22 protein-coding genes and 1 tRNA gene are annotated in these 23,534 nt (G+C 57.7%); 10 read left to right on the forward strand and 13 right to left on the reverse strand.

The features are described from left to right. The 9 genes from QYQ99_RS06510 to rpsO form a co-directional block, all read right to left on the reverse strand. Positions 1 to 612, reverse strand: coding sequence for an NADH-quinone oxidoreductase subunit C (locus QYQ99_RS06510; RefSeq protein WP_302091927.1), 612 nt, complete (start codon positions 610 to 612; stop codon positions 1 to 3). A gap of 9 nt (positions 613 to 621) precedes the next feature. Then, positions 622 to 1,101 carry a NuoB/complex I 20 kDa subunit family protein gene (locus tag QYQ99_RS06515; RefSeq protein WP_003057832.1) on the reverse strand — a complete coding sequence of 160 codons (480 nt, stop codon included), beginning with the start codon at positions 1,099 to 1,101 and terminating at the stop codon, positions 622 to 624. Positions 1,102 to 1,123: 22 nt separating this feature from the next. Next, positions 1,124 to 1,483: an NADH-quinone oxidoreductase subunit A gene (locus QYQ99_RS06520; protein ID WP_003064381.1), complete on the reverse strand. Its 360-nt coding sequence runs from the start codon at positions 1,481 to 1,483 to the stop codon at positions 1,124 to 1,126. A 74-nt stretch (positions 1,484 to 1,557) separates the two neighbouring features. Next, positions 1,558 to 1,642: transfer RNA gene (locus QYQ99_RS06525), tRNA-Leu, on the reverse strand. A gap of 119 nt (positions 1,643 to 1,761) precedes the next feature. Continuing rightward, the gene (gene secG / locus QYQ99_RS06530) at positions 1,762 to 2,148 is read right to left on the reverse strand and encodes a preprotein translocase subunit SecG (RefSeq protein WP_302091928.1); all 387 of its coding nucleotides are present in this window, start codon (positions 2,146 to 2,148) and stop codon (positions 1,762 to 1,764) included. Positions 2,149 to 2,205: 57 nt separating this feature from the next. Continuing rightward, positions 2,206 to 2,952 carry a triose-phosphate isomerase gene (tpiA, locus tag QYQ99_RS06535; protein ID WP_302091929.1) on the reverse strand — a complete coding sequence of 249 codons (747 nt, stop codon included), beginning with the start codon at positions 2,950 to 2,952 and terminating at the stop codon, positions 2,206 to 2,208. Continuing rightward, positions 2,949 to 3,956, reverse strand: coding sequence for an NAD(P)H-quinone oxidoreductase (locus QYQ99_RS06540; RefSeq protein WP_302091930.1), 1,008 nt, complete (start codon positions 3,954 to 3,956; stop codon positions 2,949 to 2,951). The genes tpiA and QYQ99_RS06540 overlap by 4 nt, the downstream gene beginning before the upstream one ends. A 131-nt stretch (positions 3,957 to 4,087) precedes the next feature. After that, positions 4,088 to 6,331 (reverse strand): polyribonucleotide nucleotidyltransferase, encoded by a 2,244-nt coding sequence (pnp, locus tag QYQ99_RS06545; RefSeq protein WP_302091931.1) that lies wholly within the window; start codon positions 6,329 to 6,331, stop codon positions 4,088 to 4,090. Between the two features lie 205 nt (positions 6,332 to 6,536). Next, positions 6,537 to 6,803, reverse strand: a complete 267-nt coding sequence (gene rpsO, locus QYQ99_RS06550; RefSeq protein WP_302091932.1) for a 30S ribosomal protein S15 — start codon at positions 6,801 to 6,803, stop codon at positions 6,537 to 6,539. A 597-nt stretch (positions 6,804 to 7,400) separates the two neighbouring features. Between rpsO and QYQ99_RS06560 the strand changes: the two genes are divergently transcribed. The 9 genes from QYQ99_RS06560 (at position 7,401) to QYQ99_RS06600 (ending at position 18,223) form a co-directional block, all read left to right on the forward strand. Next, positions 7,401 to 8,006 (forward strand): GspH/FimT family pseudopilin, encoded by a 606-nt coding sequence (locus QYQ99_RS06560; RefSeq protein WP_302091933.1) that lies wholly within the window; start codon positions 7,401 to 7,403, stop codon positions 8,004 to 8,006. Between the two features lie 139 nt (positions 8,007 to 8,145). After that, complete coding sequence (locus QYQ99_RS06565; protein ID WP_302091934.1) at positions 8,146 to 8,646, forward strand: GspH/FimT family pseudopilin; 501 nt, start codon at positions 8,146 to 8,148, stop codon at positions 8,644 to 8,646. Further along, positions 8,637 to 9,284 carry a type IV pilus modification protein PilV gene (pilV, locus tag QYQ99_RS06570; protein ID WP_302091935.1) on the forward strand — a complete coding sequence of 216 codons (648 nt, stop codon included), beginning with the start codon at positions 8,637 to 8,639 and terminating at the stop codon, positions 9,282 to 9,284. The genes QYQ99_RS06565 and pilV overlap by 10 nt, the downstream gene beginning before the upstream one ends. Beyond that, a complete protein-coding gene (locus QYQ99_RS06575; RefSeq protein ID WP_302091936.1) occupies positions 9,281 to 10,219 on the forward strand; it encodes a PilW family protein in 939 nt (312 codons plus the stop codon). The genes pilV and QYQ99_RS06575 overlap by 4 nt, the downstream gene beginning before the upstream one ends. Before the next feature lie 114 nt (positions 10,220 to 10,333). Beyond that, the gene (locus tag QYQ99_RS06580) at positions 10,334 to 11,026 is read left to right on the forward strand and encodes a pilus assembly PilX family protein (RefSeq protein ID WP_437439076.1); all 693 of its coding nucleotides are present in this window, start codon (positions 10,334 to 10,336) and stop codon (positions 11,024 to 11,026) included. Positions 11,027 to 11,308: 282 nt separating this feature from the next. Next, complete coding sequence (locus QYQ99_RS06585; RefSeq protein ID WP_302091938.1) at positions 11,309 to 14,854, forward strand: pilus assembly protein; 3,546 nt, start codon at positions 11,309 to 11,311, stop codon at positions 14,852 to 14,854. A gap of 11 nt (positions 14,855 to 14,865) precedes the next feature. Next, positions 14,866 to 15,315 (forward strand): type IV pilin protein, encoded by a 450-nt coding sequence (locus QYQ99_RS06590; protein ID WP_302091939.1) that lies wholly within the window; start codon positions 14,866 to 14,868, stop codon positions 15,313 to 15,315. A gap of 30 nt (positions 15,316 to 15,345) precedes the next feature. Beyond that, the gene (gene ribD, locus QYQ99_RS06595; protein ID WP_302091940.1) at positions 15,346 to 16,455 is read left to right on the forward strand and encodes a bifunctional diaminohydroxyphosphoribosylaminopyrimidine deaminase/5-amino-6-(5-phosphoribosylamino)uracil reductase RibD; all 1,110 of its coding nucleotides are present in this window, start codon (positions 15,346 to 15,348) and stop codon (positions 16,453 to 16,455) included. Between the two features lie 52 nt (positions 16,456 to 16,507). Next, positions 16,508 to 18,223: a phospholipase D-like domain-containing protein gene (locus tag QYQ99_RS06600; protein WP_302091941.1), complete on the forward strand. Its 1,716-nt coding sequence runs from the start codon at positions 16,508 to 16,510 to the stop codon at positions 18,221 to 18,223. On the opposite strand, the gene QYQ99_RS06605 is transcribed toward QYQ99_RS06600, so the two are convergent. Beyond that, on the reverse strand, positions 18,177 to 19,220 hold the full coding sequence (locus QYQ99_RS06605; protein WP_302091942.1) for a tRNA dihydrouridine synthase: 1,044 nt from the start codon (positions 19,218 to 19,220) through the stop codon (positions 18,177 to 18,179). The two genes, QYQ99_RS06600 and QYQ99_RS06605, sit on opposite strands and share 47 nt — an antisense overlap. A gap of 172 nt (positions 19,221 to 19,392) precedes the next feature. Here QYQ99_RS06605 and QYQ99_RS06610 point away from each other — a divergent pair, with 172 nt between their 5' ends. Then, a complete protein-coding gene (locus QYQ99_RS06610) occupies positions 19,393 to 20,004 on the forward strand; it encodes a hypothetical protein (protein WP_302091943.1) in 612 nt (203 codons plus the stop codon). Positions 20,005 to 20,015: 11 nt separating this feature from the next. Here the strand turns inward: QYQ99_RS06610 and QYQ99_RS06615 are convergent, their stop codons facing one another. From QYQ99_RS06615 to QYQ99_RS06625, 3 genes are all read right to left on the reverse strand, one after another. After that, positions 20,016 to 21,230: a class I SAM-dependent methyltransferase gene (locus tag QYQ99_RS06615; RefSeq protein WP_302091944.1), complete on the reverse strand. Its 1,215-nt coding sequence runs from the start codon at positions 21,228 to 21,230 to the stop codon at positions 20,016 to 20,018. A gap of 33 nt (positions 21,231 to 21,263) precedes the next feature. Then, positions 21,264 to 21,788: a GNAT family N-acetyltransferase gene (locus QYQ99_RS06620; protein ID WP_218242760.1), complete on the reverse strand. Its 525-nt coding sequence runs from the start codon at positions 21,786 to 21,788 to the stop codon at positions 21,264 to 21,266. A 267-nt stretch (positions 21,789 to 22,055) separates the two neighbouring features. Next, complete coding sequence (locus QYQ99_RS06625; protein ID WP_302091945.1) at positions 22,056 to 23,495, reverse strand: coniferyl aldehyde dehydrogenase; 1,440 nt, start codon at positions 23,493 to 23,495, stop codon at positions 22,056 to 22,058. Positions 23,496 to 23,534: the final 39 nt, after the last annotated feature.

The following is a 23,534-nucleotide window of genomic DNA, read 5'->3' on the forward strand; positions in this document are numbered from 1 at the left end:
TTAGTGCAGGCCTCCGCCGTAGTTTTCTTCACGAATGATGCGAGGCGTGATTTCGCGCGGCTCGATCGTGACGGGCTGGTACACCACACGTTGCTGCTCGGCGTCGTAGCGCATTTCCACGTGGCCGGACAGAGGGAAATCCTTGCGGAACGGATGGCCGATGAAGCCATAGTCGGTCAGGATGCGACGCAGGTCTTCGTGACCTTCGAACACGATGCCGAACAGATCGAAGGCTTCGCGCTCGAACCAGTTGGCCGAGTTCCAGATGGGGTTGATCGAGGCCACCACGGGGAAGTCGTCATCCACGCAGTACACGCGCACCCGCAGGCGCTGGTTCAACGTCAGAGACATCAGGTGGGATACAACGGCAAAACGCGGACCGTCCTTGCCGACTTCCGCATAAGTGGAGTAGTCCACGCCGCACAGATCCAACAGCATCTCGAACTGGCAGTCCGGGGCATTGCGCAGAATCTGCATCACGTCCAAATACTTGTCCGCGGATACTTCCACCGTCACTTCGCCGTAGGCCAAAGTGACAGAGCGCACCTTGTCACCCAAGGCAGCCGTAACCACATCCCGAAGCTTTTCGGGGTGAATTGCAATTGCAGTCATCTCAGCCCTTTAAACGCGAGCGATGGTGTGGGTACGACGAATCTTCTGCTGCAGCTGGATGATGCCGTAGATCAGCGCTTCCGCTGTCGGTGGGCAACCAGGCACATAGACGTCGACGGGAACAATGCGATCGCAACCGCGCACCACCGAGTAGCTGTAGTGATAGTAACCACCGCCATTGGCACAGGAGCCCATGGAGATGACCCAGCGCGGCTCGGACATCTGGTCATAGACCTTGCGCATCGCGGGAGCCATCTTGTTGCACAGCGTACCGGCAACAATCATCAGGTCAGAGTGGCGGGGGCTGGCACGGAACACTTCGGAGCCGAAGCGACCGATGTCATAGCGGGCAGCGGCTGCGTGCATCATCTCCACCGCACAGCAGGCCAGGCCAAACGTCATGGGCCAGATCGACCCTGTCTTGGCCCAGTTCACCACCGTGTCATAACTGGTGGTGACGAAGCCTTCCTTCATCACGCCTTCGATCATCGTGTTTCCTCAGAAAAGCTGCTCATTCCCAATCCAGGGCGCCTTTTTTCCACTCGTAAGCAAAGCCCACGACCAGAATGGCCAGGAAAATCAGGACAGCAACAAAACCCACGCCGCCGACATCTTTGAGTGCGACAGCCCAGGGAAGCAGAAATGCGATTTCCAAATCGAACAGAATGAACAGGATGGCGACCAGGTAATAGCGCACATCAAACTTCATTCGAGCGTCTTCAAACGCCTCGAAACCGCATTCATAGGGGGAGTTCTTGGCAGCATCAGGGCGGTTGGGACCCAGCACGTAGCCGAGGACCAGGGGTACAACACCCACAGCCATGCCAATAAGAATGAACAGAAGAACGGGAAGGTACTGATCGATGTTCATCGAGTGGGCCTTGTTATGAAAACATGCCTCACCGATCACTGCCTGATCAGCAGGGCAGGTTTTTAGTTATATGTTGGTGCCGTCGGCGAGACTCGAACTCGCACAGCTTTCGCCACTACCCCCTCAAGATAGCGTGTCTACCAATTCCACCACGACGGCATCGTCTCAAAGTCTGGCAATCTCTGGAACCTTCGTTGCAAAGATTCTGATCCCCAGACAATCCTTAGATTCTAGCCTGAAAAACCCCACTCTCCGGGGTTCCTCAGGATTTTCTCAAATTATTTTGTTGGGATCTGGGCTGCACCCTCTGCAGGAGCAGCAGGAGGCACGGCAGCACCACCGGTAGTTGCTGGCGGCACATCGGCAGCAGGCGCAGGAGCCGACACAGGAGCTGCGCCTTCCAGCACACTACCCGAACTCACTGGGCGAGCGTTGCCCAGATAAGCCAGTGCCAGTGTCGCCACGAAGAACACCGTGGCCAGAGCGGCCGTGGAGCGCGACAGGAAGTTGGCACTGCCCGAGGCGCCAAACAGACTGCCCGACGAGCCGCTGCCAAAAGAAGCCCCCATATCGGCACCCTTGCCGTGCTGCATGAGAATGAGGCCGATCATGCCCAGAGCGGCCAGCATCTGGACCGCGAGAATGACGCTGGAAAAGACGTTCATATCAAAACCTAAAAGTCTGAATCATTGCGCACCGCACCGGAGTGCGGCGCAGACGAATTATTGCGCTGCCGCAATAATAGTGAGGAAATCCGGGGCCTTGAGAGCCGCGCCACCGATCAGGCCACCGTCAATATCGGCCTGAGCCAGCAGTTGCGTCGCATTGCCTGCGTTCATGCTGCCGCCATAAAGCAGGGGCACGCGATCAGCCTTGTCGCTGGCCGCTGCCAGCTGCGCCCGCAGCACGGCATGCACCTGCTGGGCCTGCTCGGGAGTGGCAGTCTTGCCGGTGCCTATGGCCCAGACAGGCTCATAGGCCACGACCAGCTCGCTCACGCAGTGGCCGACCTGATGAATCACGGCTGCCAGTTGACGCCTGACCACGGCTTCGGTCTGACCTGCTTCACGTTCCGCCAGGGTCTCGCCCACGCAGACGATGGGCGTGATGCCCTTGGCCAGCGCGGCCTGAGCCTTGCTGGCAACCACGGCATCGGTCTCGCCATGATACTGACGACGCTCGGAGTGACCGACCAGCGCATAGCGCACGCCGAACTCCTTGAGCATGGCAGCCGAAACCTCGCCCGTGAATGCGCCCTGCTCGTGCTGGGACACATCCTGAGCGCCCACACCAATGGCAGCACCCGCAAGCTCCGCCTGGACTTGAGCCAGATAGGGCGCAGGAGCAGCCACAGCCACACCCGCCTTGTTGTCAGCAGGCAAGCCCTGCTTGATGGCCTGCAGCAAAGCGGCATTGGCAGCCAGGCTGCCGTTCATCTTCCAGTTGCCAACAATGAGTTTTTGCTTCATGTTTCCCAAGTCAAAACGATTTTTCCGGTGTGCTGGCTGGACTCCATCAGCGCATGAGCCTGCGCCGCATCAGCAGCATCGAATTCACGATAAATGGCTGGGCGCACCTTGCCGGACTCCAGCAGAGGCCAGACATTGCGCTTAAGCGCCTCGGCGATCGCCGCCTTGAAGGCCACGGAGCGCGGGCGCAGCGTGGAGCCGGTCACGGTCAGTCGCTTGCGCAGCACCAGGCCGGCATCGAACTCAGCCTTGACACCGCCCTGCACCGCAATGATGACCAGACGGCCATCAGGAGCCAGGCACTGGACTTCGCGCGCCACATAGCTGCCGGCGACCATGTCGAGGATGACGTTGACGCCTTCGCCCGACGTGATGCGCTGCACTTCTGCCGCAAAGTCCTGTGTCTTGTAGTTGATGGCGTGATCGGCTCCGAGCTTGAGGCAGTCCTCGCACTTGGCATCACTGCCCGCTGTGACAATGACCGTCGCACCCCAGGCCTTGGCCAGCTGAATCGCCGTCACGCCAATGCCGCTGCTGCCGCCCTGCACCAGCAAGGTTTCGCCGGGCTGCAGAGCCCCCCGGTCAAACACATTGCTCCAGACCGTGAAAAAGGTCTCGGGCAAGGCAGCCGCCTGCACGTCGCTGAAGCCCGCCGGCACCGGCAGACACTGGTCAACGGGCGCAGCGCAGAAACTCGCATAGCCGCCACCGGCGACCAGCGCGCAGACACGGTCGCCGAGCTTGAAGCCCGCCTTGCCCATGGCCGCCTCATCGCCCGCCACGATCACACCCGCCACCTCAAGCCCCGGAAGATCGGAGGCACCAGGAGGCGGTGCGTAATGACCTTTGCGCTGCAGCACGTCAGGGCGATTGATGCCGCTCGCGGCAACGCGAATCAGCACCTCCCCCTCGGCCGCCACCGGCATGGGACGTACACCCATGCGCAGCACGTCTGGCGCACCATAGCTGGTGATTTCCACCGCTCGCATTGTGTTGGCTTGCATAGTCAGGCTTTGCTTTATCAAAGAAATCAGGCTCAAGCGCTTATGCAAAAAGCGCTAGCAACTACAAACTCAGGATCAGCCAGCAAACAACAAAACAGGAGACCGCCTCGCGGCGGACTCCTGCTCAGTCATTACTGCTGCTGTTGCTGCTGCTCGTCAGCGGCTGCGCGGTTTTCGCGCGGCTCGCGATTCTCGCGGGGTTCGCGATTCTGACGAGGAGCACGTTCACGGTACTCGCGATCGCCACGGGGTTCACGCGGCTCGCGCTCGGGCATGCCGGCGGGACGCTCGGTCAGCGCCTTCATGGACAGCTTGACACGACCCTTGTCGTCGGTTTCCAGAACCTTGACCTTGACCACTTGACCTTCTTGCAGGTAGTCGGTGACCTTTTCCACGCGCTCGTGAGCGATCTGGCTGATGTGCAGCAGACCGTCCTTGCCGGGCAGCAGATTGACCAGGGCACCGAATTCCAGAATCTTGACGATGGGGCCTTCGTAGATCTTGCCGATCTCGACTTCAGCCGTGATCTGCTCGATGCGCAGCTTGGCAGCTTCAGCCTTGGCGCCGTCGGTGGCGGCAATGGTGATGGTGCCATCTTCCTCGATGTTGATCTGGGTGCCGGTCTCTTCGGTCAGCGCACGGATGGTGGCGCCGCCCTTGCCGATCACGTCACGAATCTTCTCGGGGTTGATCTTCATGGTGTAGAGCTTGGGCGCGAAGCTGGAGACTTCGGTCTTGGCTTCACCCATGGCTTCCTGCATCTTGCCCAGGATGTGCATGCGCGCTTCCTTGGCCTGAGCCAGGGCGACCTGCATGATTTCCTTGGTGATGCCCTGGATCTTGATGTCCATCTGCAGGGCAGTGATCCCGTTGGTGGTACCGGCCACCTTGAAGTCCATGTCACCCAGGTGATCTTCGTCACCCAGGATGTCGGTCAGCACGGCGAACTTGTTGTCTTCCTTGATCAGACCCATGGCGATACCGGCCACATGCGCCTTCATGGGCACGCCGGCGTCCATCATGGACAGGCAGCCGCCGCAGACCGAAGCCATGGACGAGGAACCGTTGGACTCGGTGATTTCCGACACCACGCGGATGGTGTAGGGGAACTCTTCCTTGGTCGGCAGGCAAGCGGCCAGAGCGCGCTTGGCCAGACGGCCGTGGCCGATTTCACGGCGCTTGGTCGAGCCCATGCGACCCACTTCGCCAGTGGCAAAGGGAGGCATGTTGTAGTGGAACAGGAAGCGGTCTTCGAACTCGCCAGCCAGCGCGTCGATCTTCTGAGCGTCGCGCTCGGTACCCAGCGTGGAGATCACCAGAGCCTGGGTTTCACCACGAGTGAACAGCGCGGAGCCGTGAGTGCGGGGCAGCACGGAGGAGCGGATTTCGATGGGACGCACGGTACGGGTGTCGCGGCCGTCGATACGGGGCTCGCCCGCCAGGATCTGCGAACGCACGATGCCGGCTTCGATGTCGAACAGCATGCCTTCAACCTTGACGCCGTCGAACGCCACGCCTTGCTCGGTCAAGGCGGCCTTGACATCGGCGTAGGCAGTGCGGCAAGCCAGGGTACGCACCTGCTTGTTGCGCTCCTGGTAAGCGGCGCGCAGCTTGGCTTCGCCCAGCTCGACCACCTTGGCGATCAGCGCTTCGTCCTTGGCGGGAGCAGTCCAGTCCCATGCGGGCTTGCCGCCTTCGCGCACCAGGTCATGGATGGCGTCGATAGCGATCTTGCCTTGCTCGTGGCCGAACACCACGGCGCCCAGCATCACTTCTTCAGGCAGTTGCTGGGCTTCGGACTCCACCATCAGCACGGCGGATTCGGTGCCGGCAACGACCAGATCCATCTGCGAATCCTTGCGCAGGGTCTGACCGGGGTTCAGCACGTATTCGCCATTGATGTAACCCACGCGGGCTGCACCGATAGGACCGTTGAAAGGCAGGCCCGACACTGCCAGAGCAGCGGAGACAGCAATCATGGCTGCGATGTCGGCGTCGACTTCGGGGTTCAGCGAAATGGTGTGGATGACCACATGCACGTCGTTGTAGAAGCCTTCGGGGAACAGGGGACGGATGGGGCGGTCGATCAGACGCGAGGTCAGAGTCTCCAGCTCGGAAGGCTTGGCTTCGCGCTTGAAGAAGCTGCCGGGGATCTTGCCGGCTGCATAAGTCTTCTCGATGTAGTCAACGGTCAGGGGAAAGAAGTCCTGGCCGGCCTTGGCGATCTTGGAGCCCACCACAGTGGCCAGCACCACGGTGTCGTCGATGTTGACCAGCACGGCGCCGGAGGCCTGACGGGCGATTTCGCCGGTTTCCATGGTGACCGTATGCTGGCCCCACTGGAAGGTCTTGGTAACTTTGTTGAACATGGTCATATTGACTCCTTTATGAATAGCTGGATGCGCTGATCCAGTCTTGATTTGGAGTGCAAACAGAACACGATGCCATTCCAGTGCTGCGCTACGCGCTACAAATAGTGCAGCACTGGAATGACACAGCTTCGCTCTGTTTTGCGAACTCCGAAGTAAAAAACGCCTGAGCTAGGCAATCTAACTCAGGCGTTTCGATCTTTCACCGTGCTTACTTGCGCAGGCCCAGCTTGGCGATCAGTGCTGTGTAGCGGTCAGCGTCCTTGGACTTCAGGTAGTCCAGCAGCTTGCGGCGACGGCTCACCATGCGCAGCAGACCGCGACGACCGTGGTGGTCCTTGGCGTTAGCCTTGAAGTGGGGAGTCAGTTCGTTGATGCGAGCTGTCAGCAGAGCCACTTGCACTTCGGGGCTACCAGTGTCGTTTTCGGAACGGGCATTGGACTTGACAACTTCAGCCTTCTTATCGGCAGCGATCATTTTGTTTTCCTTAGGATTTGGCACTCAGCGGGGAGCACCTTGGTTACTTGCGCCAAGGCTGGAAAGGCCTCAGCGTGCGTCTTGCACCATGCAAAACTCAGTGATTATATCAAGAGGCGATTTATCCTCCATGCAACAGCACGACTAGGCACAAGACCAAGGCTGGCAAACCCGCTTGCCCGCTTCCAAGCAAGGCTCGGACAATGCGCCCATCACCTCCATCCAGGGATCTGCAATGACCAGCTTTCCTAGACGCCATTCGTTTGCCAGCCTCTGCACAGCGGCCCTCATGGTCTTCGCTCTCGCAGATCAGCCAGCACTCGCAGCCAATACAGGCCAACGCAAGCACAAAGCAACCAAGAAGCAAAGCAGCAAGGTCAAGATCCAGACCACCCGGAGCAGCTCGGAAGAAACCACGGCCGAACGCGAGAGACGGCTGTATCGGGAATGCCAGGGAAGACCCAACTCCGGGGCATGCGCCGGGTATGCCTACCCACCTTCCGGCCGCCGCCGCTGAAAACAACCACCGATCTCCCCAGCAAGACCACTCATCCAGTCACAAAGCATTCGGCATGCAACGAAACGTAATATGCCAGCATGCCCAATTCGCCCCTCATTCGTCGCCATTTTTCCAAAGGCTTCACAGCCATTGAACTCATGGTCACGGTTGCCATTCTGGCCATTTTGGCCGGCATTGCCGCGCCCAGCTTCAATCCAATCATTGAACGCTGGCGAGTGCGCCAGATTTCGGAAGAGTTGCAGTCCACGCTGTACTTTGCGCGGTCAGAGGCGGTCAAACGCGGAGGGGGGGTTACCATCCTCCGAAACACCAGTACCGACGGATGCACGATTTCCGACACTGACACGGATGTATGGAATTGCGGATGGCTCGTATTTGTCGACAAAAACAGCAACGGCGTCAAAGACAGCGGCGAAGAAATTCTTCAGCAAACACCGCCTCCTCGCCGCATTAAAGTCAAGCTTACAAGTCTTGATAGCAGCACCGGACAGGACAGCGGAAGCCTGACCAAGCCAGTTCAGGTCGATCGCTGGGGTCAGCTTACAAGCGACAGCGTATCTTTTTTCGCTTTCCGCCTGACGCCTTTGGATAGCAGCAACGCAGAAGCCAGTGCCAGCTCGCTTTGCGTGAGTGGCAGCGGCCGCATCAAGCGCATGAATTCAAGCACCCTCGCCTGCACCTGAGAAAACCCACAGGGGAACAGCAATGCAGCCCGGCTAGATAGATCGTGATTCTTGAAATGGAGTTCGCGTGTCTTGCTCTACCAGCAGCAGTTGCCAAAGGCAATTTTCATCTCGTGGACTCACGTCCATTGAAATGCTGATGACCATGGCAGTCCTGGCTGTCTTGACTGCAATTGCGATCCCCAGCTTCAACCCCCTATTTGATCAATGGCGCGTATATCAAGTGACTGAGGCAATGAAATCCAGCTTAATGCTTGCCAGATCCGAAGCTATCAAACGTGGTGGCAAGGTCTATCTGGAAAAGCTTCCAAAAACCACCGCCGGATGTGTAACGGATGGAACCACTCAAGACTGGGATTGCGGCTGGGTAGTCTTTGTTGATGCCAATGCCAACAAACGTTGGAATGCGGGCGAGGAAATTCAGCGCTTCGAAACTCCCAAAAATATTCTGGTCACTAAAAACCCATCCGGCGCCACTATTAGCCTGAACCGTTGGGGTCAAGCCAATGGCGCCAACCTTTTCAGCTTTTATATCTCTCCGAAAAAAACTGGAATTACGTCTCCTGCAGCCAAGGGCATATGCCTTGCTGCGGGCGGTCGCATTCGCATCATTAATCAAAAAGACATCCCATGCGTCTAACCCATACCATCCGCGCAAAAAAACAGCTTGGAATTACTCTGCTTGAGTCCTTGATTGCCATTGTTGTTGTTGCACTTGGCATTCTCGGCATTTTGGGCGTCCAGATGCGCACACTGACAGACACGCAGACCAGCATGCGCCGCACCCAGGCCATTAGGCTAATTGAAGATCTAAGCGAACGGATGAAGGTCAACCCCAATGCTCTCCTAAGCATTGGAGATTACACATCCACCTTTACAAAAAAAGCTGCCGACTACGCCAGCGCTGACTGCTCAACAGCAGCATGCCTCCCCAGCAAACAAGCCAGTTTTGACTTAAAGATCTGGAAAACGACGCTCCAGCAAACACTTCCATTAGGGCAAGCTCAGATTTTTCTGGCCCCTGGAGAAAGCGCATCTGATGGTAATCGTCGCCAACTGGGCGTTATTATTGCTTGGCGTGAAAATGAACCAGAGGGCACCAAGACCGACATCATTGATGCCAGCAAAATAAAAAGCGCTGATGGAAAGTTTGAAAATGCAGGCGGCGATGATAACACCTGTCCTGAAAACTTCATATGCCATCTGCAATATATCTCCGTCTCTGCACGCTGCGCACCATATGGCGATAGCTCCAACCCCACCGTCTATTGCTCATGAAAATAACGAAACACATCAAACTGCGTCCGAAACCACTCCACTATTCGAGCAAATATAGACGCCATACCCCAATTCAACAACGAGGTGTAACTCTACTAGAAATGCTAGTGGGTCTAGTTATTGGATTGCTGGTAGTAGCAGTTGCAGCCGGCGCGCTAATGGTATCGCGCGGTGTTTCAGGCACTGTCAGCGATGTAATTGGAATTCAGCAGCAAGGCGCTCATATTATTCGCATATTAGCCTCGCAACTGCGCCAAGCCGGCTCTCTGTATTTGAACCCCAACCCAAGTTCCGCTTCATCCTCAGCAAATGATGCGCTCAGCGCCGTAGTTTTTGAAATCAAAGCAAAATCCAAAGATGACAAAGGAAATAGCTTCGATCAATCAAATACTCTAATCGGAGGAGCTGACACGCTAACCACCGGATTCAGACGATATCAAGATAATGTCTTCTTCTCCAGCAAATCCGGAAGCAACACAGATTTTCTGGCTCGAAATTGTTTAGGAGCCCCAGGAAATGAAAGCACAGATGAACGTGTAGAAAGCATTTTCACATTTTCCGAGGGCAACCTTCGCTGCGCAGGCAATAGTAGCAATGCACAACCAATTGCACAGAATGTTGCTGAGTTTCAAGTCTCTTACCTTGTTCAAACTGTTGCCTCAGGTACTGGCTCCAGCATTCAGCGTGTAAAAGCAGCAGACATGCCCACAGAAAATACTGATCCAAAGTGGCGTCAAGTTCAAGGTGTAGAGATTTGCTTTGTTCTTTATGGTAATGAACTTATAGACCTCAAAGACCTCCCCAAAGCAACGAGAAGTTACACGCAGTGCGATGGCCAAAGCAAAGACCTCACCGAGCTCACCGGCGCTCGCAAGAGTCGCATCCACTTGCTTTTTCGCAATACCTTTCAGCTACGTAGCCAAGGCTTGCTCTGATTTATGCAATCTCACAACACCCCACTGCGACCAAACCGCGTGCAACCACAAATTCAATTCACAAATAAGAATGGGCAACAAGGAATCGCATTATTTTTGGTGATTATTTTTGTCATGCTCTCAATGCTCTTGGCACTGTGGGCATCACGCACCTCTTTATTTGGCGAAATGATTGTTGGCAATGATGCAGATTACCAACGAGCCTTTGAAGCAGCTCAAGCACTACTGCAGGATGCTGAACTGGATATTCGCGGAGAAACCTCCAGTGGCACAGCATGCAGTGCACCACCATGTCGCACCTACAGCTCCGCATTGCAGTTTCCGGGGGATTCTCAAGAAATCAACCCCTTGATTACAAAACTGGAAGCTGAAGCCACAAGATGCAAAGATGCCCTTTGCGCAAGACGTGTGGGCCGACAGGATTTCTGGAATTTCGCGACACCAGAAACTTCTATATCACCTGCGGCAGATGCAAGTCTTGGCGAAGTACCTCTTTCGGCAATGACACCCGTTGGGGCACGTTATGGCCAGTTTACAGGTGCCGCTCATAAGACAGACAACGGCCAGTTAAACCCGATACTCGCGGAAACCGCCGATGGTAAAGGTGGTTGGTATTGGATTGAGGTCATGCGCTACAGCGATGCTGCCAAAACTGCGAATTTAATTACAGATTCAAGCACCAGCCAACTACCTCTTAATCTTGATGTATATGTAATTTACAGAATTACAGCCTTGGCAAAAGGACGAAAAGATGGAACTACCGTTGTATTGCAGGAAACTTACGCTCGCCAGCGCATGAAGGACTGAGCACAACCATCAGTCAGAGATTTTAACGGTTCTTCTTCAAAAAAGAGATCAATAATTTTCTTCTATTTCATATTCAACAAAATTGAAGCACCCATGTCCCAAATTACAGTTTTTCCATTTCAGAAGAGACTACTTGCCATTGCCATTGGAGCAATACTCACACCCACGGCAACTTGGTCAATAAATTTAGTACAAGAACCCCCTCTTCCCACATCAAAGTCCGCTTTCGTCGCACCCAATGTAATTATCTCAATTGACGACTCTGGAAGTATGGACTGGGGCGTGAAAACCACGCAAGATGGTCCAAGCACTACTGGTCCTGGATATACAGAACCTGACAGCGACGGCAAATGGAAAAGCAATGCAAAGCGCATCAATGTCCTCAAATATGCTCTAAAAGCAGTATTTAACGACAAAGAACTTATTCCAGACAATAAAATACGCATTGCTTGGCAAGCAATGCATGATAATGGCGGGTCAAAAAATAGCACCGCAGATAGTGTTGATTCAACCTCAATGAACACTAATTCGATGCGCCCCATTGATGCAAAAATAAGCACTAGCACCCAGCATAGAGACAACTTCCTTAGCTTCGTAAATAGCTTGAAAGCTAATAATGGAACACCTTCACACAAGATGTTTAGTCAAGCCGATTCCTATATGCGAAGACCTTTGGGCAGAAATAGCCCTTGGTCCAGTGACCCCGGCGGAACAGGAAGTAAAAGCACTGAGTATTTAGGATGCCGTCGAAATTACCATATCATGATGACTGATGGTGTTTGGAACGGAACAACCTCAGGAGGGGATCAAGATGGTCAAAATTGGCCTGCACTCAATGGTCGCCAAGCATATGATACGTCATCAGATCAGACAAAGATCTATTATGACGCATACTCCAACATGGCCGCTGACTGGGCCTTTAAAAGCTGGATGAATCCACTCCAAGACCCTACAAAGCTTAAAGACTCTGACAAACTCAAGCCCTCGCAAATCTATACAGAAGCGAGCGCCACTCAAAATTTTTCAGCCACAAAGAATGTAGGTATTTTCGAAACGCGCCCTGTATATGGAGAAGTTTGCACTCAATGGAACCGGTGGAATCAATGTACAAAATATGAAACCAAACAAACAGGCACCGAACAAATTCAAGTTGGGACACGACAAGAGACAAGATCTGTCAATTTAAACAAATATTGGAATCCTGCATACAACCCTGCTACGTGGCCTCATATGGTCACTTACACAATTGGTTTCAGCGAACAAGCAGTCTCCTGGAACCTGAGTCCCGATATCATTGCCCCCAGCAACAAAGTTCCATTTGGATATACAGATGGATTCATTGACTTAATCACTGGCTGGGTGACTTGGCCAGACCTACTCTCAAGCGCACATCACAAGTCCGACTCAAATTCGGACCGTGCACTAGACTTATGGCATGCAGCCATTAATGGACGAGGGCGCTTCTATGCAGTGACAGAAGCAGAAGACCTAGCCAAAGCATTTCGCGAAATCATTGGCAAGATCAACGACGAAAGCGCCCCACTTCCCGACAAAATTGCTGGCGGTGGCAGCACCAGCGGCTACAACGTTTCACAGAATAATGCCGGTATCTATGCCTCAGCCTATAGCCCCAAGGATGGCTGGAGCGGCTATATCACCGCCACTCGCGCACTTGAGCCAGAAACATACGCCTGCCCCACTAAAGACGATCCAGAAAAGACCTGCATCCGCTTTCCCGATGTAGTTTCCGGCTGGGACGGCAAAAGCACGGCAGAGAGGTTAGATGCTCTGCAGCCAACGAATGGCCAACCCGATGGTCGACTGGTGCTAAGCTGGAGCGACGAAAGCAATGCAGGCATTCCTTTCAAATGGTCCACAACAGCTAGCCCGATAGGCTACAGCACGACCCAAATTAAGACGCTGATCGGCAGCACTGCCGCAGGTGCTCTGACGGATGCCGATAGAGTCCTGGGACAAAACATCGTCAACTACATCCGAGGTGACCGCTCACTCGAAGGCACCACGGATGCCAAACCCCTGCGTGTACGCGCAAGTCGGCAGGGAGACATTGTGAACTCTGAAATCTGGTACACCGGTGGCCCGATCAGCAACTATTCCATGGGCTATTCGGCCTTTGTGACTGAGCAGAAAGACCGCAACCCTGTTCTGTATGTTGGCGGCAACGACGGTATGCTGCACGGCTTCTCAGCCACCAATGGCAGTGAATTGCTGGCCTATGTACCCCGTGGCGTCGTAGGCGGACTCAAGAAGCTGACAGATAAGGACTATCTACATCAGTATTACGTCGATGGTTCACCAATGACCGGAGACATCAAGGATGGTGATAACTGGAAGACAATGCTCGTCGGCTCACTGGGAGCGGGAGGCAAAGGTTATTTTCTATTGGACGTAACCAATCCAAGCAGTTTCACCGCAGCAGCAGTCATAAAAGATCGCACCCGCAGCAATAGCGAGGCAGCCCCCACCTGTAGCGCGCTAACCGGAACTGCACAGCAAGATTGCGCCGCCACAGTAACCGAAGATGGCGATATCGGCAATATCACCGCCCGGCCTGGACGCAACCCCGCCAGCCTGCAAGAAGCAACGCAAATCACGCGCCTGAACAATGGGCGTTGGGCAGTGCTAATGGGCAATGGCTATAACAGCACCAATCAACGTCCCGTGCTGCTGGTGCAATATCTGGACGGCGACAGGGCTCTTAAACGCATTCAAGCCACCACTGCCACGACCGGCACAGGCAATGCCAGCGACAACGGATTGGCATCGCCCGCATTGGTGGACCTTGATGGCAATGGCAAGACCGACGTCGTCTATGCTGGCGACAATTTGGGCAATCTCTGGAAATTTGATCTGACTAGCACCGTCGACAGCAACTGGGCCGTAGCCTATGGCTATGACAAGCCTCTGTTCGCCGCACGCGGCCCTGCCACACTGACAAGCACCACTCGCGACCAAGTGCAACCGATTACGGCTCCGCCAATTGTGCGAGCCAATGACCGAAGTATGACTATAGGCTCAGGAACAGATGCTAAAAGTATTCCCTTGGGAGGCATGATGGTTGCATTCGGTACAGGCCGGAACCTCACGGCAAATGACCGCCGCACCGACATCACGCAGAACGTCCAAACACTGTATTCAGTCCTGGACAACACACGCTATCGAATGAATACGGACAAAACCGCCTTGGAGGTTCACCCAGGCTCAGGCGACTGCACTACAAACCCAGCATGCATCCCAACACCTGCGCCTGTTGGCACCATGAACAGCACAGGGAAGCTGCTTGCACAGCAAAGCATTACTGTGCCCACCGGGGCTACCAATGATGACGCAACCGTAACTGCCAATCAGGAGCTGACCGCTGCAACCTGGAAAAGCTATAAGGGGTGGTATCTAGACCTACCAGCCGCTGGTGAGCGCCTGCTCAAACCCATGCAGTTCTTTGATGGCAGCAATATTTTGGCAGTTTATAGTGAGTCGCCCTCTGGCACCAAGAATGCCGAGAGCGACAACATCAACGAGAGTTGTGTACCTGTCAAAGTGGACACCAGTGCCGGAGCTCAATGGCGCACACTTATCAATATCATGGATGGCAAGCGTCCCACCATTCAGCTCGTGGACACCAATAACGACGGCTTCTACAACAGTTCGGACATGAACATTGCACGTGTAGCAGTCAAGACCGGTACACCACTGCTGATTACAAAGCGCGATCGTATTACCGACCTCACTGGCGGCGGTGGACCGCGCGACACATTGGCACGCATGCCCGAACAATCAACACGCCCTAGCTGGCGCCAAATCAAATAAGAAGGGAAACCATGACTTATCGAATTCGCACCGATCAACAGGGCTTTACTTTGATTGAGCTGATGATCGTGGTTGCTGTCATTGGCATTCTCGGCGCCATCGCCTACCCGAGTTATACGGAATATGTGCGCCGCGGCCATAGAGCTGATGCTCGGACAGGACTGTTGCAAGCGCAGCAATGGATGGAGCGCGCAGCAACGGCAACAGGCGTCTACCCAAGTGCTATACCAGATACGCTAACCTGGGCCAGCGACACAAACAAGCGTTACACCATCAGCCTCAATAAAGATGGTAACAAGGACACTCAACTGGCATTTATTTTGAGTGCTGCCCCAAAGTCTCCCGGCCCACAAGCCAGTGACAAATGCGGCACCTACACCCTGAGCAATACAGGCTTGCATGGAGCCAATGGTAAAAAGTCCGGGGAATCTGGTTACGACACAGATTGCTGGGGCAAGTAAGCCCGACGCCTCTGCATTACCATCCTGGGCATGACACCCTCTGCCCACTTCATGAACAAAGCGCTTGAGCAGGCTGCTCAGGCGCTTTTTCTTTCCTCACCCAATCCGCGTGTTGGCTGCGTGATCGTCGATGCCTCGAGTCGCATCATCGGCCAGGGCTTTACCCAGCAGGCCGGTGGCCCGCACGCCGAGGTGATGGCTCTGCGCGACGCGGCTTCCAAAGGCAACGATGTGCGTGGGGCCACGGCCTATGTGACGCTGGAGCCCTGCTCGCACCACGGCCGCACCGGCCCCTGCTGCGACGCCTTGATCGCAGCCGGCATAGGCAAGGTGGTGGGTGCACTGACGGATCCCAATCCGCAGGTGGCCGGCCAGGGCTTCGAGCGGCTGCGCGCCGCGGGTGTCGATGTGGAGATAGGCCCCGGCGGAGCTGAATCACGCGAACTCAATATCGGCTTTTTCAGCCGCATGATTCGCGGCACGCCCTGGGTGCGCATGAAGGCCGCCAGCTCGCTGGACGGCGTCACGGCCTTGCACAATGGTCAAAGCCAGTGGATCACCTCGGCGGCAGCGCGCGCCGACGGACATGCCTGGCGTGCCCGCGCCTGCACGATCTTGACCGGAATAGGCACGGTGCTTGAAGACAATCCGCGCATGAATGTGCGGGATGTAGACACGCCACGCCAGCCGCGCATTGCCGTGGTGGACAGCAAGCTGGATATGCCACTGGATGCTCATGTTTTGAAAGCACCTAGCGCATGCTTTGTATACACTTGCAGTACAAATCAATCCAAGATCGAGCAACTGCAAGCGCTAGGCGCTATGGTTATTGCTATGCCGAATGCAGCGGGCAAGGTCGATCTGGCAGCCATGTTGCGCGATCTGGCACAGCGCGGCACGAATGAGCTGCATGTGGAAGCAGGCTTCAAACTCAACGGCTCACTGATTCGCGAAGGTCTGGTCGATGAGTTTCTCTTCTATCAAGCCCCCAGGCTGCTGGGCACGGGTGCTATGGGCATTGCCAACTTCGGCCCGCTCGACAGCCTGGACCAAGGTCTGCCACTGCAGTTCCACGATGTCGCCCGCCTGGGACCGGACCTGCGCATTGTTGCCAGAGTCCAGGGCCGAGAGCAGTTCTAGCGCAGCCTGTGTCCGACATGTGCACTCGGTCATCATGGGTTACAAAGCAGCAATGACGGCTTTTATCCCCACATCGTCACGACTGCAGCCGTTGCGGCGGCCAAAGTGTCTGGCACTGCTTGCCGGCGCTTTTATCGCGTTGCTGCTCACGGGTTGCGCGGCATCGCTACCCAAGGACGTGGAGCGCCCCGTCAGCACCGCACTGAGCCAGCCCCAAGGCACCGAGCTGGGCCTGCTCGTCTCTCAGGCTCGCCCGGCCCGGGCAAAGCCAGATGCCTCGGCTTTTGCCTTGCTCTCCGGCCCCAGGCATGCCCTTAGCAGCCGCATGGCGCTCGTGGAGAACGCACAGAAGACGCTGGATCTGCAGTACTACGCCATCCATGCCGATCAAAGCACCGGGAGACTGCTGCGCGCGGTCGTGCAGGCGGCCCGGCGCGGCGTGCGCGTGCGCGTGCTTCTGGACGACTTCCACAGCACGGGGCCCGATGCGCAGGTCATGCGCCTGGCTTTTGTGCCCAATGTGGAGATGCGCATGTTCAATCCGCTGGCCGGCTCGCGCGCCTCCACCATCGGCCGGGCCTGGACGCTGCTGACCGACTTTCAGCGCGCCCAGCAGCGCATGCACAACAAGCTGTTCGTGGCCGACAACACCTTGGCCGTGATTGGCGGACGCAACCTGGGCGATGCCTACTTTGATGCCTCCAATGTGGGCAATTTTGTCGATCTCGATGTTCTGGCCGGCGGCCCCGTCGTCAAGGATTTGTCGCGCAGCTTCGACCGCTACTGGAACAATGTGCGTGCCTACCCCGTGCAGTCGCTGATCAGCGAGCCGGACCTGCTCAAGCTCAAGACCCAGTTTGACCAGGAAGACGCCAAAACCGAAGCCGCGCCAGCCCCGGACACCGGCATCGCCGAACCGGAGTCCGAAGGCGGGTCCATGAACCTGAACCAGATCCCTTGGATCTGGGCCCAGGCCATGGTGCTGGCGGACAGCCCGACCAAGATCCCCGCCGAAGGTGCGGAACGATCGGCCGCCAGCGAGCACGCCGAGTCAGCTGTGCTCAAGGCCAACGACGCCTACAGCCCGCCCCCCTCGGCCACGCCGGCTCTGAATGCCGAATCGGTGGTCGATGGTCTGCTGGCTCTGATCCGCTCCGCCAGGCAGGACCTGCTGGTGGTGTCACCCTACTTTGTCCCGGGGACGGAGATCATGGACGCCTTTCGCGCCGCGCGCAGCAAGGGCGTGCGCATCCGGGTGCTGACCAACTCCCTGGCTTCCAACGATGCGCCGCTGGCCCATGCCGGCTATGCGCGCCACCGCAAGGCGCTGCTGGAGATGGGCATCGAGCTGCATGAAATGCGCAGCGAAGCGGCCAACGTACGCTCGGCATTGCGCGCAGGCACCACAGGCTCCAGCGGGGGCAGTGCCGGGGCTTCGCGGGCCATGCTGCACACCAAGCTGCTGGTCATAGACGGACGCCTGGTCGCCGTGGGCTCCATGAATCTGGACATGCGCTCACAACTGCAGAACACCGAGATCGCCGTACTGATCGCCAGCCGCCGCTTCAGCCAGCTGGCCGGCGACAGCATCGACGAAAGCCTGCCCGAAAACAGCTGGCGGGTGGATCTGGACCCCAAGGGGAAGCTGGTCTGGCGCGCCCCCCTGGACAGCGGGCTCAGGGACTCCTACTCGGAGCCCGATGCCAGCCTTGGACTACGCCTCATGCTGCAGCTGCTCGGGCCTCTGGCTCCGGACAGTCTGCTTTAGGCGTGGTTTGCGGCCAAGCCCATTCCTGCTGCAGGTCCCGCAGCGGCAGCGCCTGCACCCAGTCGCTGATGGCGCGTTGATCGGTCTGGGTACGCACTTCCTGATAAGCCAGCTCGGCCTCCGGAAAGCGCCTGCGCATGAGATTGAGCCACTGCTTGAGGCGACCCGCACGCTGGCGCGGCTCCAGATCCTCGCAGACCATATACCAAAAACGCTGCACCTGGGGCACCAGCGCCAGCCAGTCAATACCAGCGGCCGCCGTGCCACTGCCCTGCCCCACGGCGCGGCGCACGGCCAAGGCCAGACCCGGGTCGGCCACAATGCCGCGCCCGAGCATCAGATCCTCGCAGCCCGATACTTCGCGGCAGCGCAAGGCCTCTTCCACAGTCCAGATCTCGCCATTGGCCACCACATTCACGCCCACCGCCTCACGGATGCGCGGAATCTCTTCCCAATAGGCCGGCGGACGATAGCCGTCCAGCTTGGTACGCGCATGGACGACGATCTCACAGGCACCGCCTTGCTCCATGGCCTGGGCGCACTCGATCATCAACGCGCGGTCGTTAAAGCCCAAGCGCATCTTGGCCGACACCGGCATCTGCGCGGGTACGGCACTGCGCACGGCGTCCACCACGCGCACGATCTGCTCGGGATCCTGCAGCAGCGATGCACCGCCGCCATGGCGGTTGACCACCTTGGCCGGGCAGCCGAAATTCAGATCGATGCCCTCGGGCCCCAGGCGCGCCAGATTGGCCGCGTTCTCGGCCATGCTGACGGGGTCGGAGCCCAGCAGTTGCGCCCGCACCGGCACGCCGGCCAGCGTCCTGCTGCCGTTGCGCAGTTCGGGCATGGTACGCAGATAGACCTTGTCCGGCAGCAGCGAACCGCTGATGCGAATGAACTCGGACACGCAGCGATCCGCGCCGCCCACCCGGGTCAGCACATCGCGCAACACAAAATCCAGCAGCCCTTCCATGGGCGCAAGCAGCAGTCTCATTTCAGATTCAAGTCAGATTGACCTGCAGCGCTTATTCAGAAAACGCCAGCAGCTATTAATTCAGAAGCAGTTGGCAAGCTTGGGCAGCAATGACAGGGCGATCCACTGCGAATTGGCGCAGATTCACACCAGTGTCATCGTCAGCTCATGCAATAGCGCATCCGCACTTGTAATGCGCCAGACAGAACCAGCCATGATTTTGCAGAAAACCGCCAAGGCCCAGGAGGAACTTCAGCCCGGATCGCGCCAGCTGCCGCAGCGCGCGCGCTCCCTGCTGTTGCTGGCTGGCGGCAAGAGCATGGAGGAACTTGCCGCCATGCTGGGCAGCGATCATGCCGCACTGGCCCAGCAATTGGTGGAGCAGGGATATCTTCAGCTGGTGCCGACCAGCGCCTCCAAAGAGCGCAGCATGGCCACTCATCCAGCAACCTCTCTCGCCAAGGTTGGAGACGGCCCGGCTATACCAGCCCTGGCGCCAGCCGAGCAAGCCGCCAGCTCGGTGCCGGCCATCAATATGGCGGGCACGCGCATGTACTTATTCGATATGTGCGAGCGCCTGTTTGCCAACCGCCACGAAGCCCTGGCCCAGACATTGCGTACCCAACTGCGCGAGGCCAGAGACCTGAACAGCTTGCGCAGCGCAGGCATCAGCCTGTTGGTGGCGGTAGAGGAATATGCGGGCGAAGAGCGCGCACATTCGCTGCGCGAGAGGCTGGCGGCACTGCTGGCGCATGGGGAAGCCGCCAATCCACCCTGCCAGGAACTGCAAGGCGCAACGGCCTAGCAGCCTGGCTGTCAGCCGGCGTTGGCCAGACGCCAAAGCGAGGTCACTTCGGCAGAGCGCGCAATGTGCAGAGGGTCTTCTCTGTCCAGTACCTTGCCATGGTGCGGGCGGATATCGTCGCGTCCCAGCACCTTGAGGCCAGCCGCTTCAATCCAGCCCAGCAACTCGTCACGCGTGCGCAGCTTCAGATGCTCGGCCAGGTCGGAGATGATGAGCCAGCCCTCGCCGCCCGGCAGCAGGTGCGCCGCCAGCCCTTGCAGAAAACCGCGCAGCATGCGGCTGTCTTCGTCGTAAATCGCCTGATCGAGCACCGATGCCGCTTTTCCCGGCAGCCAGGGCGGGTTGCAGACGATCAGGCCGGCCTGCCCTTGTGCAAACAGATCGGCATGCTGCAACTGCACCCGGGAAGCATGACCCAGGCGCTGCAGATTCTCGCAGGCACAGGCCAGCGCACGCTCGCTGGTATCGGTGGCGACCACCGACTTCACGCCGCGCTTGAGCAGCAATGCCGAGAGCACGCCCGTGCCGACACCAATATCCCAGGCCTGCTCCAGACCGGCAGCGGGAATGCTCGCACGCGCCACCAGATCGAGATACTCACCGCGCACGGGCGAGAAAACACCGTAGTGCGCATGAATGCGGGCGCCATCCAGGGCAGGGATCTCCACCCCCTTCTTGCGCCACTCATGGGCGCCGACCACGCCCAGCAGATCGCGCAGCGGCACCAGCACGGACTGCGCATGCGCTTCGGCCGGAACTGCGCCCCAGGCCTCGGAGCAGGCCAGGCTCCAGTCCGGAGCCCGGCGCAAGGCGCAATGCCATTGCACATCCAGCTCGATCAGAAGGCTGGCCAGCAAACGTGCACGCTGAGCCTGGGACTGGCGGTACAGATGAAAAGCGTGGGGAAAGCCTGATGCGGCAGGGCTCTTTGCCGGGCTCTTGCGTCGCGACTTCTTGTCGAGTCTGCGGCCCAGCGCCAGCAACAGCTGACGCGCATTTTGAAAATCACCGCGCCACAGCAGCGACGCACCTTCGCTGATATGGCGAAACGCCGTATCAGCGGGCATGGTGTCATCGGCAACTTCGATGCGGCGGGGCTTGGGCAAGCTGCTTTCGCTGCGCCACAAAGCCGTATGAGCCTGAGCTTGCTCCTGCCATTGCAGCAGGTCGAAAGCAGATGAGGGAGCGCAGACCGAGGCCGCGAGCTTGCTGTTAGGAGACGTCACGGCCTGTCTTTCAGTGAGTGCTGAACGCTGTAATCAGCCGTTCAGAGGACGCTTGACGCGCACTTCTTCAATCTTGATGCTGCCAATCACAGCCGTCTTGGCCGTGGACATTTCACGCTTGAAGCCTGCCATTTCATGGAAACGCAGGGCACGCTCGTTGCGCAGCGGAATCCAGGCTGTCACATTGGTGCAGCCTTCCTCCAACAGACCATCTCGGGCGGCGTCCCACAGGGCAACGCCAACCCCTTGACTCCAGTGCGAGGGAGCTGCATAGATAGCCCAGATCTCGCCTGTGGTCTGGCGGGACTTTTCATCACGGGAACGGTCAAAGCCGACAAAGCCAACGATCTTGTCGCCGTCGATGGCGACCTGGACCTGTGGCTCACAGTATTCAATAGCTTCGCGCCAGTAAGCCTGGCGCTTTTCAACCGAGGACATGGCCTTCAGTTGATCATCGGGAACCAGACCTCGATAAGCCTCCAGTGCGGAAGCAGTATGGATCTGGGCAATCGCTTTTGCATCGCGAAGAGTAGCGGGACGGACCTGGATACTAGACATGGAAAAACCGGGGCAGAAACATGTAAGAATAGAAGGGCGTAATTGTCTACAGATTCAGAGTTTTGGCACGCGGCGCCATGGTTAGCCATTTGCTCAACTGCGGCTGTTCGCAATTTCTTGCTATGGCGCAGTCTATGTGCTATGCGCTCCACTAAGCAGAGCAGCAAGCCCGCAACCATCAATGGTTTGCGTCACATTTGATGACAAAATGGCAAGCACTCAGGACAGCATCGAAGCGCTCAATCCCCGTGCGACGGCCAAGAAATTTCAGAGCCAGCGTCGTATCAGGTCCATCACACGGTCGAATTTGTCCCCGAACGGTGGGTACAGCAAGGAAGTCGCCGCCCAGCGCGACTGCACGAAAACCGCCTTCTGGTGCACAAAGCGCAAAAAGCCCTGCTCTGCGTGATAGGCACCCCAGCCGCTGTCGCCCACACCACCGAACGGCAAGTTCTCGTGCGCCACATGCAGCAAGGTGTCGTTCACGCAGACGCCTCCGCTGACGGTGCGCATCAACACCGCATCGCGCTCGGCCTCGTCGTTGCCAAACCAGTACAGCGCCAGCGGACGGGGGCTCGCGTTGATGGCATTGATCACATCTTCAATATGCTCGTAGGAGATCACGGGCAGGATGGGGCCGAAGATCTCTTCCTGCATCAACTGCATTTCGCCCGTGGCACCGAACACCAACGCCGGAGCGAACTGCCGCTCCACGGCCTCGCCCCAGGCCGTGGTGTCACCGTCCGCAGCGGGGGCAGCCGCTTCATGCATCCAGTGCACCTGCGCTCCCAGGCTTTGCGCCTGGCGCAGCATCTGCTTGAGTCGTGCCAGATGGCGCTTGCTGATGATGGCTGTGTAGTCCGGGTTGCCCGAGATGCGTGGGTACAGCTGTTGCACCGCCGCCTGATAGGCCTCGGCAAACTCCTGCTCCTTGCCGCGCGGCAGCAGCACATAGTCGGGAGCGATGCAGGTCTGCCCGGCATTGACCAGCTTGCCGTAGGCCACCTTGAGCGCAGCGGCCTGCATATCGCAGTCCTGCGCAATGATGCAGGGCGACTTGCCCCCGAGCTCCAGCGTGGTGGGCGTCAGGTGCACGGCTGCCGCCTGCGCCACGCGCCGCCCCACGGCCGTGGAGCCGGTGAACAGCAGATGGTCGAACTGCAGGCCAGAGAACTGCGTGGCCACGGCCACATCGCCCTCGATCACGCTGAACTCTTCGGGCGCAAAGAACTGGGCGACCAGCTCGGCCATTTTTGCCGAAGTCTGCGGCGTCAGCTCGCTGGGCTTGAGCATCACACGATTGCCCGCCGCCAGCGCCGTGATGGCTGGCGCCAACGATAGCTGCAGCGGATAGTTCCAAGGCGAGATGATGCCCACCACGCCCAGAGGCTGGCGCTCCACCCAGGCCTTGCCGGGCTGCAGCATCAGCGGCGTGCGCACGCGCTGGCGCTTGCTCCACCGGGGCAGATGCTTGAGCGTGTGCTTGAGCATGTTTCGCACCAGCATCAGATCCAGCATTTCGGTCCAGCGCTCGGAGCGCACACCAAAGTCCTGCTCCACCGCCGCGCACAAGGCCGGGCCATTCTGGTCCAACAGCTTCTGCAGACGCAGCAGCCTCTCCCGGCGCACCAGCAAAGGCACATCGACCTGCGTGCGGCTGGCTTGGTACTGCAAGTCAAAAATGCGGTGCAAGTCCATGTAGTTCATGCCTGTCTGAAAATCCCAAGATCACAGTCCCGACCATAC

The organism is Comamonas testosteroni, assembly GCF_030505195.1.
Taxonomy (GTDB): domain Bacteria; phylum Pseudomonadota; class Gammaproteobacteria; order Burkholderiales; family Burkholderiaceae_C; genus Comamonas; species Comamonas testosteroni_G.

Excerpts from the sequence above, each read along its gene's own strand:
- QYQ99_RS06510 (WP_302091927.1), bottom strand. The coding sequence starts at position 612 with ATGACTGCAATTGCAATTCACCCCGAAAAGCTTCGGGATGTGGTTACG.
- QYQ99_RS06515 (WP_003057832.1), bottom strand. The coding sequence starts at position 1,101 with ATGATCGAAGGCGTGATGAAGGAAGGCTTCGTCACCACCAGTTATGAC.
- QYQ99_RS06520 (WP_003064381.1), bottom strand. The coding sequence starts at position 1,483 with ATGAACATCGATCAGTACCTTCCCGTTCTTCTGTTCATTCTTATTGGC.
- secG (WP_302091928.1), bottom strand. The coding sequence starts at position 2,148 with ATGAACGTCTTTTCCAGCGTCATTCTCGCGGTCCAGATGCTGGCCGCT.
- tpiA (WP_302091929.1), bottom strand. The coding sequence starts at position 2,952 with ATGAAGCAAAAACTCATTGTTGGCAACTGGAAGATGAACGGCAGCCTG.
- QYQ99_RS06540 (WP_302091930.1), bottom strand. The coding sequence starts at position 3,956 with ATGCAAGCCAACACAATGCGAGCGGTGGAAATCACCAGCTATGGTGCG.
- pnp (WP_302091931.1), bottom strand. The coding sequence starts at position 6,331 with ATGACCATGTTCAACAAAGTTACCAAGACCTTCCAGTGGGGCCAGCAT.
- rpsO (WP_302091932.1), bottom strand. The coding sequence starts at position 6,803 with ATGATCGCTGCCGATAAGAAGGCTGAAGTTGTCAAGTCCAATGCCCGT.
- QYQ99_RS06560 (WP_302091933.1), top strand. The coding sequence starts at position 7,401 with ATGCCCAATTCGCCCCTCATTCGTCGCCATTTTTCCAAAGGCTTCACA.
- QYQ99_RS06565 (WP_302091934.1), top strand. The coding sequence starts at position 8,146 with ATGACCATGGCAGTCCTGGCTGTCTTGACTGCAATTGCGATCCCCAGC.
- pilV (WP_302091935.1), top strand. The coding sequence starts at position 8,637 with ATGCGTCTAACCCATACCATCCGCGCAAAAAAACAGCTTGGAATTACT.
- QYQ99_RS06575 (WP_302091936.1), top strand. The coding sequence starts at position 9,281 with ATGAAAATAACGAAACACATCAAACTGCGTCCGAAACCACTCCACTAT.
- QYQ99_RS06580 (WP_437439076.1), top strand. The coding sequence starts at position 10,334 with ATGCTCTCAATGCTCTTGGCACTGTGGGCATCACGCACCTCTTTATTT.
- QYQ99_RS06590 (WP_302091939.1), top strand. The coding sequence starts at position 14,866 with ATGACTTATCGAATTCGCACCGATCAACAGGGCTTTACTTTGATTGAG.
- ribD (WP_302091940.1), top strand. The coding sequence starts at position 15,346 with ATGACACCCTCTGCCCACTTCATGAACAAAGCGCTTGAGCAGGCTGCT.
- QYQ99_RS06600 (WP_302091941.1), top strand. The coding sequence starts at position 16,508 with ATGACGGCTTTTATCCCCACATCGTCACGACTGCAGCCGTTGCGGCGG.
- QYQ99_RS06605 (WP_302091942.1), bottom strand. The coding sequence starts at position 19,220 with ATGAGACTGCTGCTTGCGCCCATGGAAGGGCTGCTGGATTTTGTGTTG.
- QYQ99_RS06610 (WP_302091943.1), top strand. The coding sequence starts at position 19,393 with ATGCGCCAGACAGAACCAGCCATGATTTTGCAGAAAACCGCCAAGGCC.
- QYQ99_RS06620 (WP_218242760.1), bottom strand. The coding sequence starts at position 21,788 with ATGTCTAGTATCCAGGTCCGTCCCGCTACTCTTCGCGATGCAAAAGCG.
- QYQ99_RS06625 (WP_302091945.1), bottom strand. The coding sequence starts at position 23,495 with ATGAACTACATGGACTTGCACCGCATTTTTGACTTGCAGTACCAAGCC.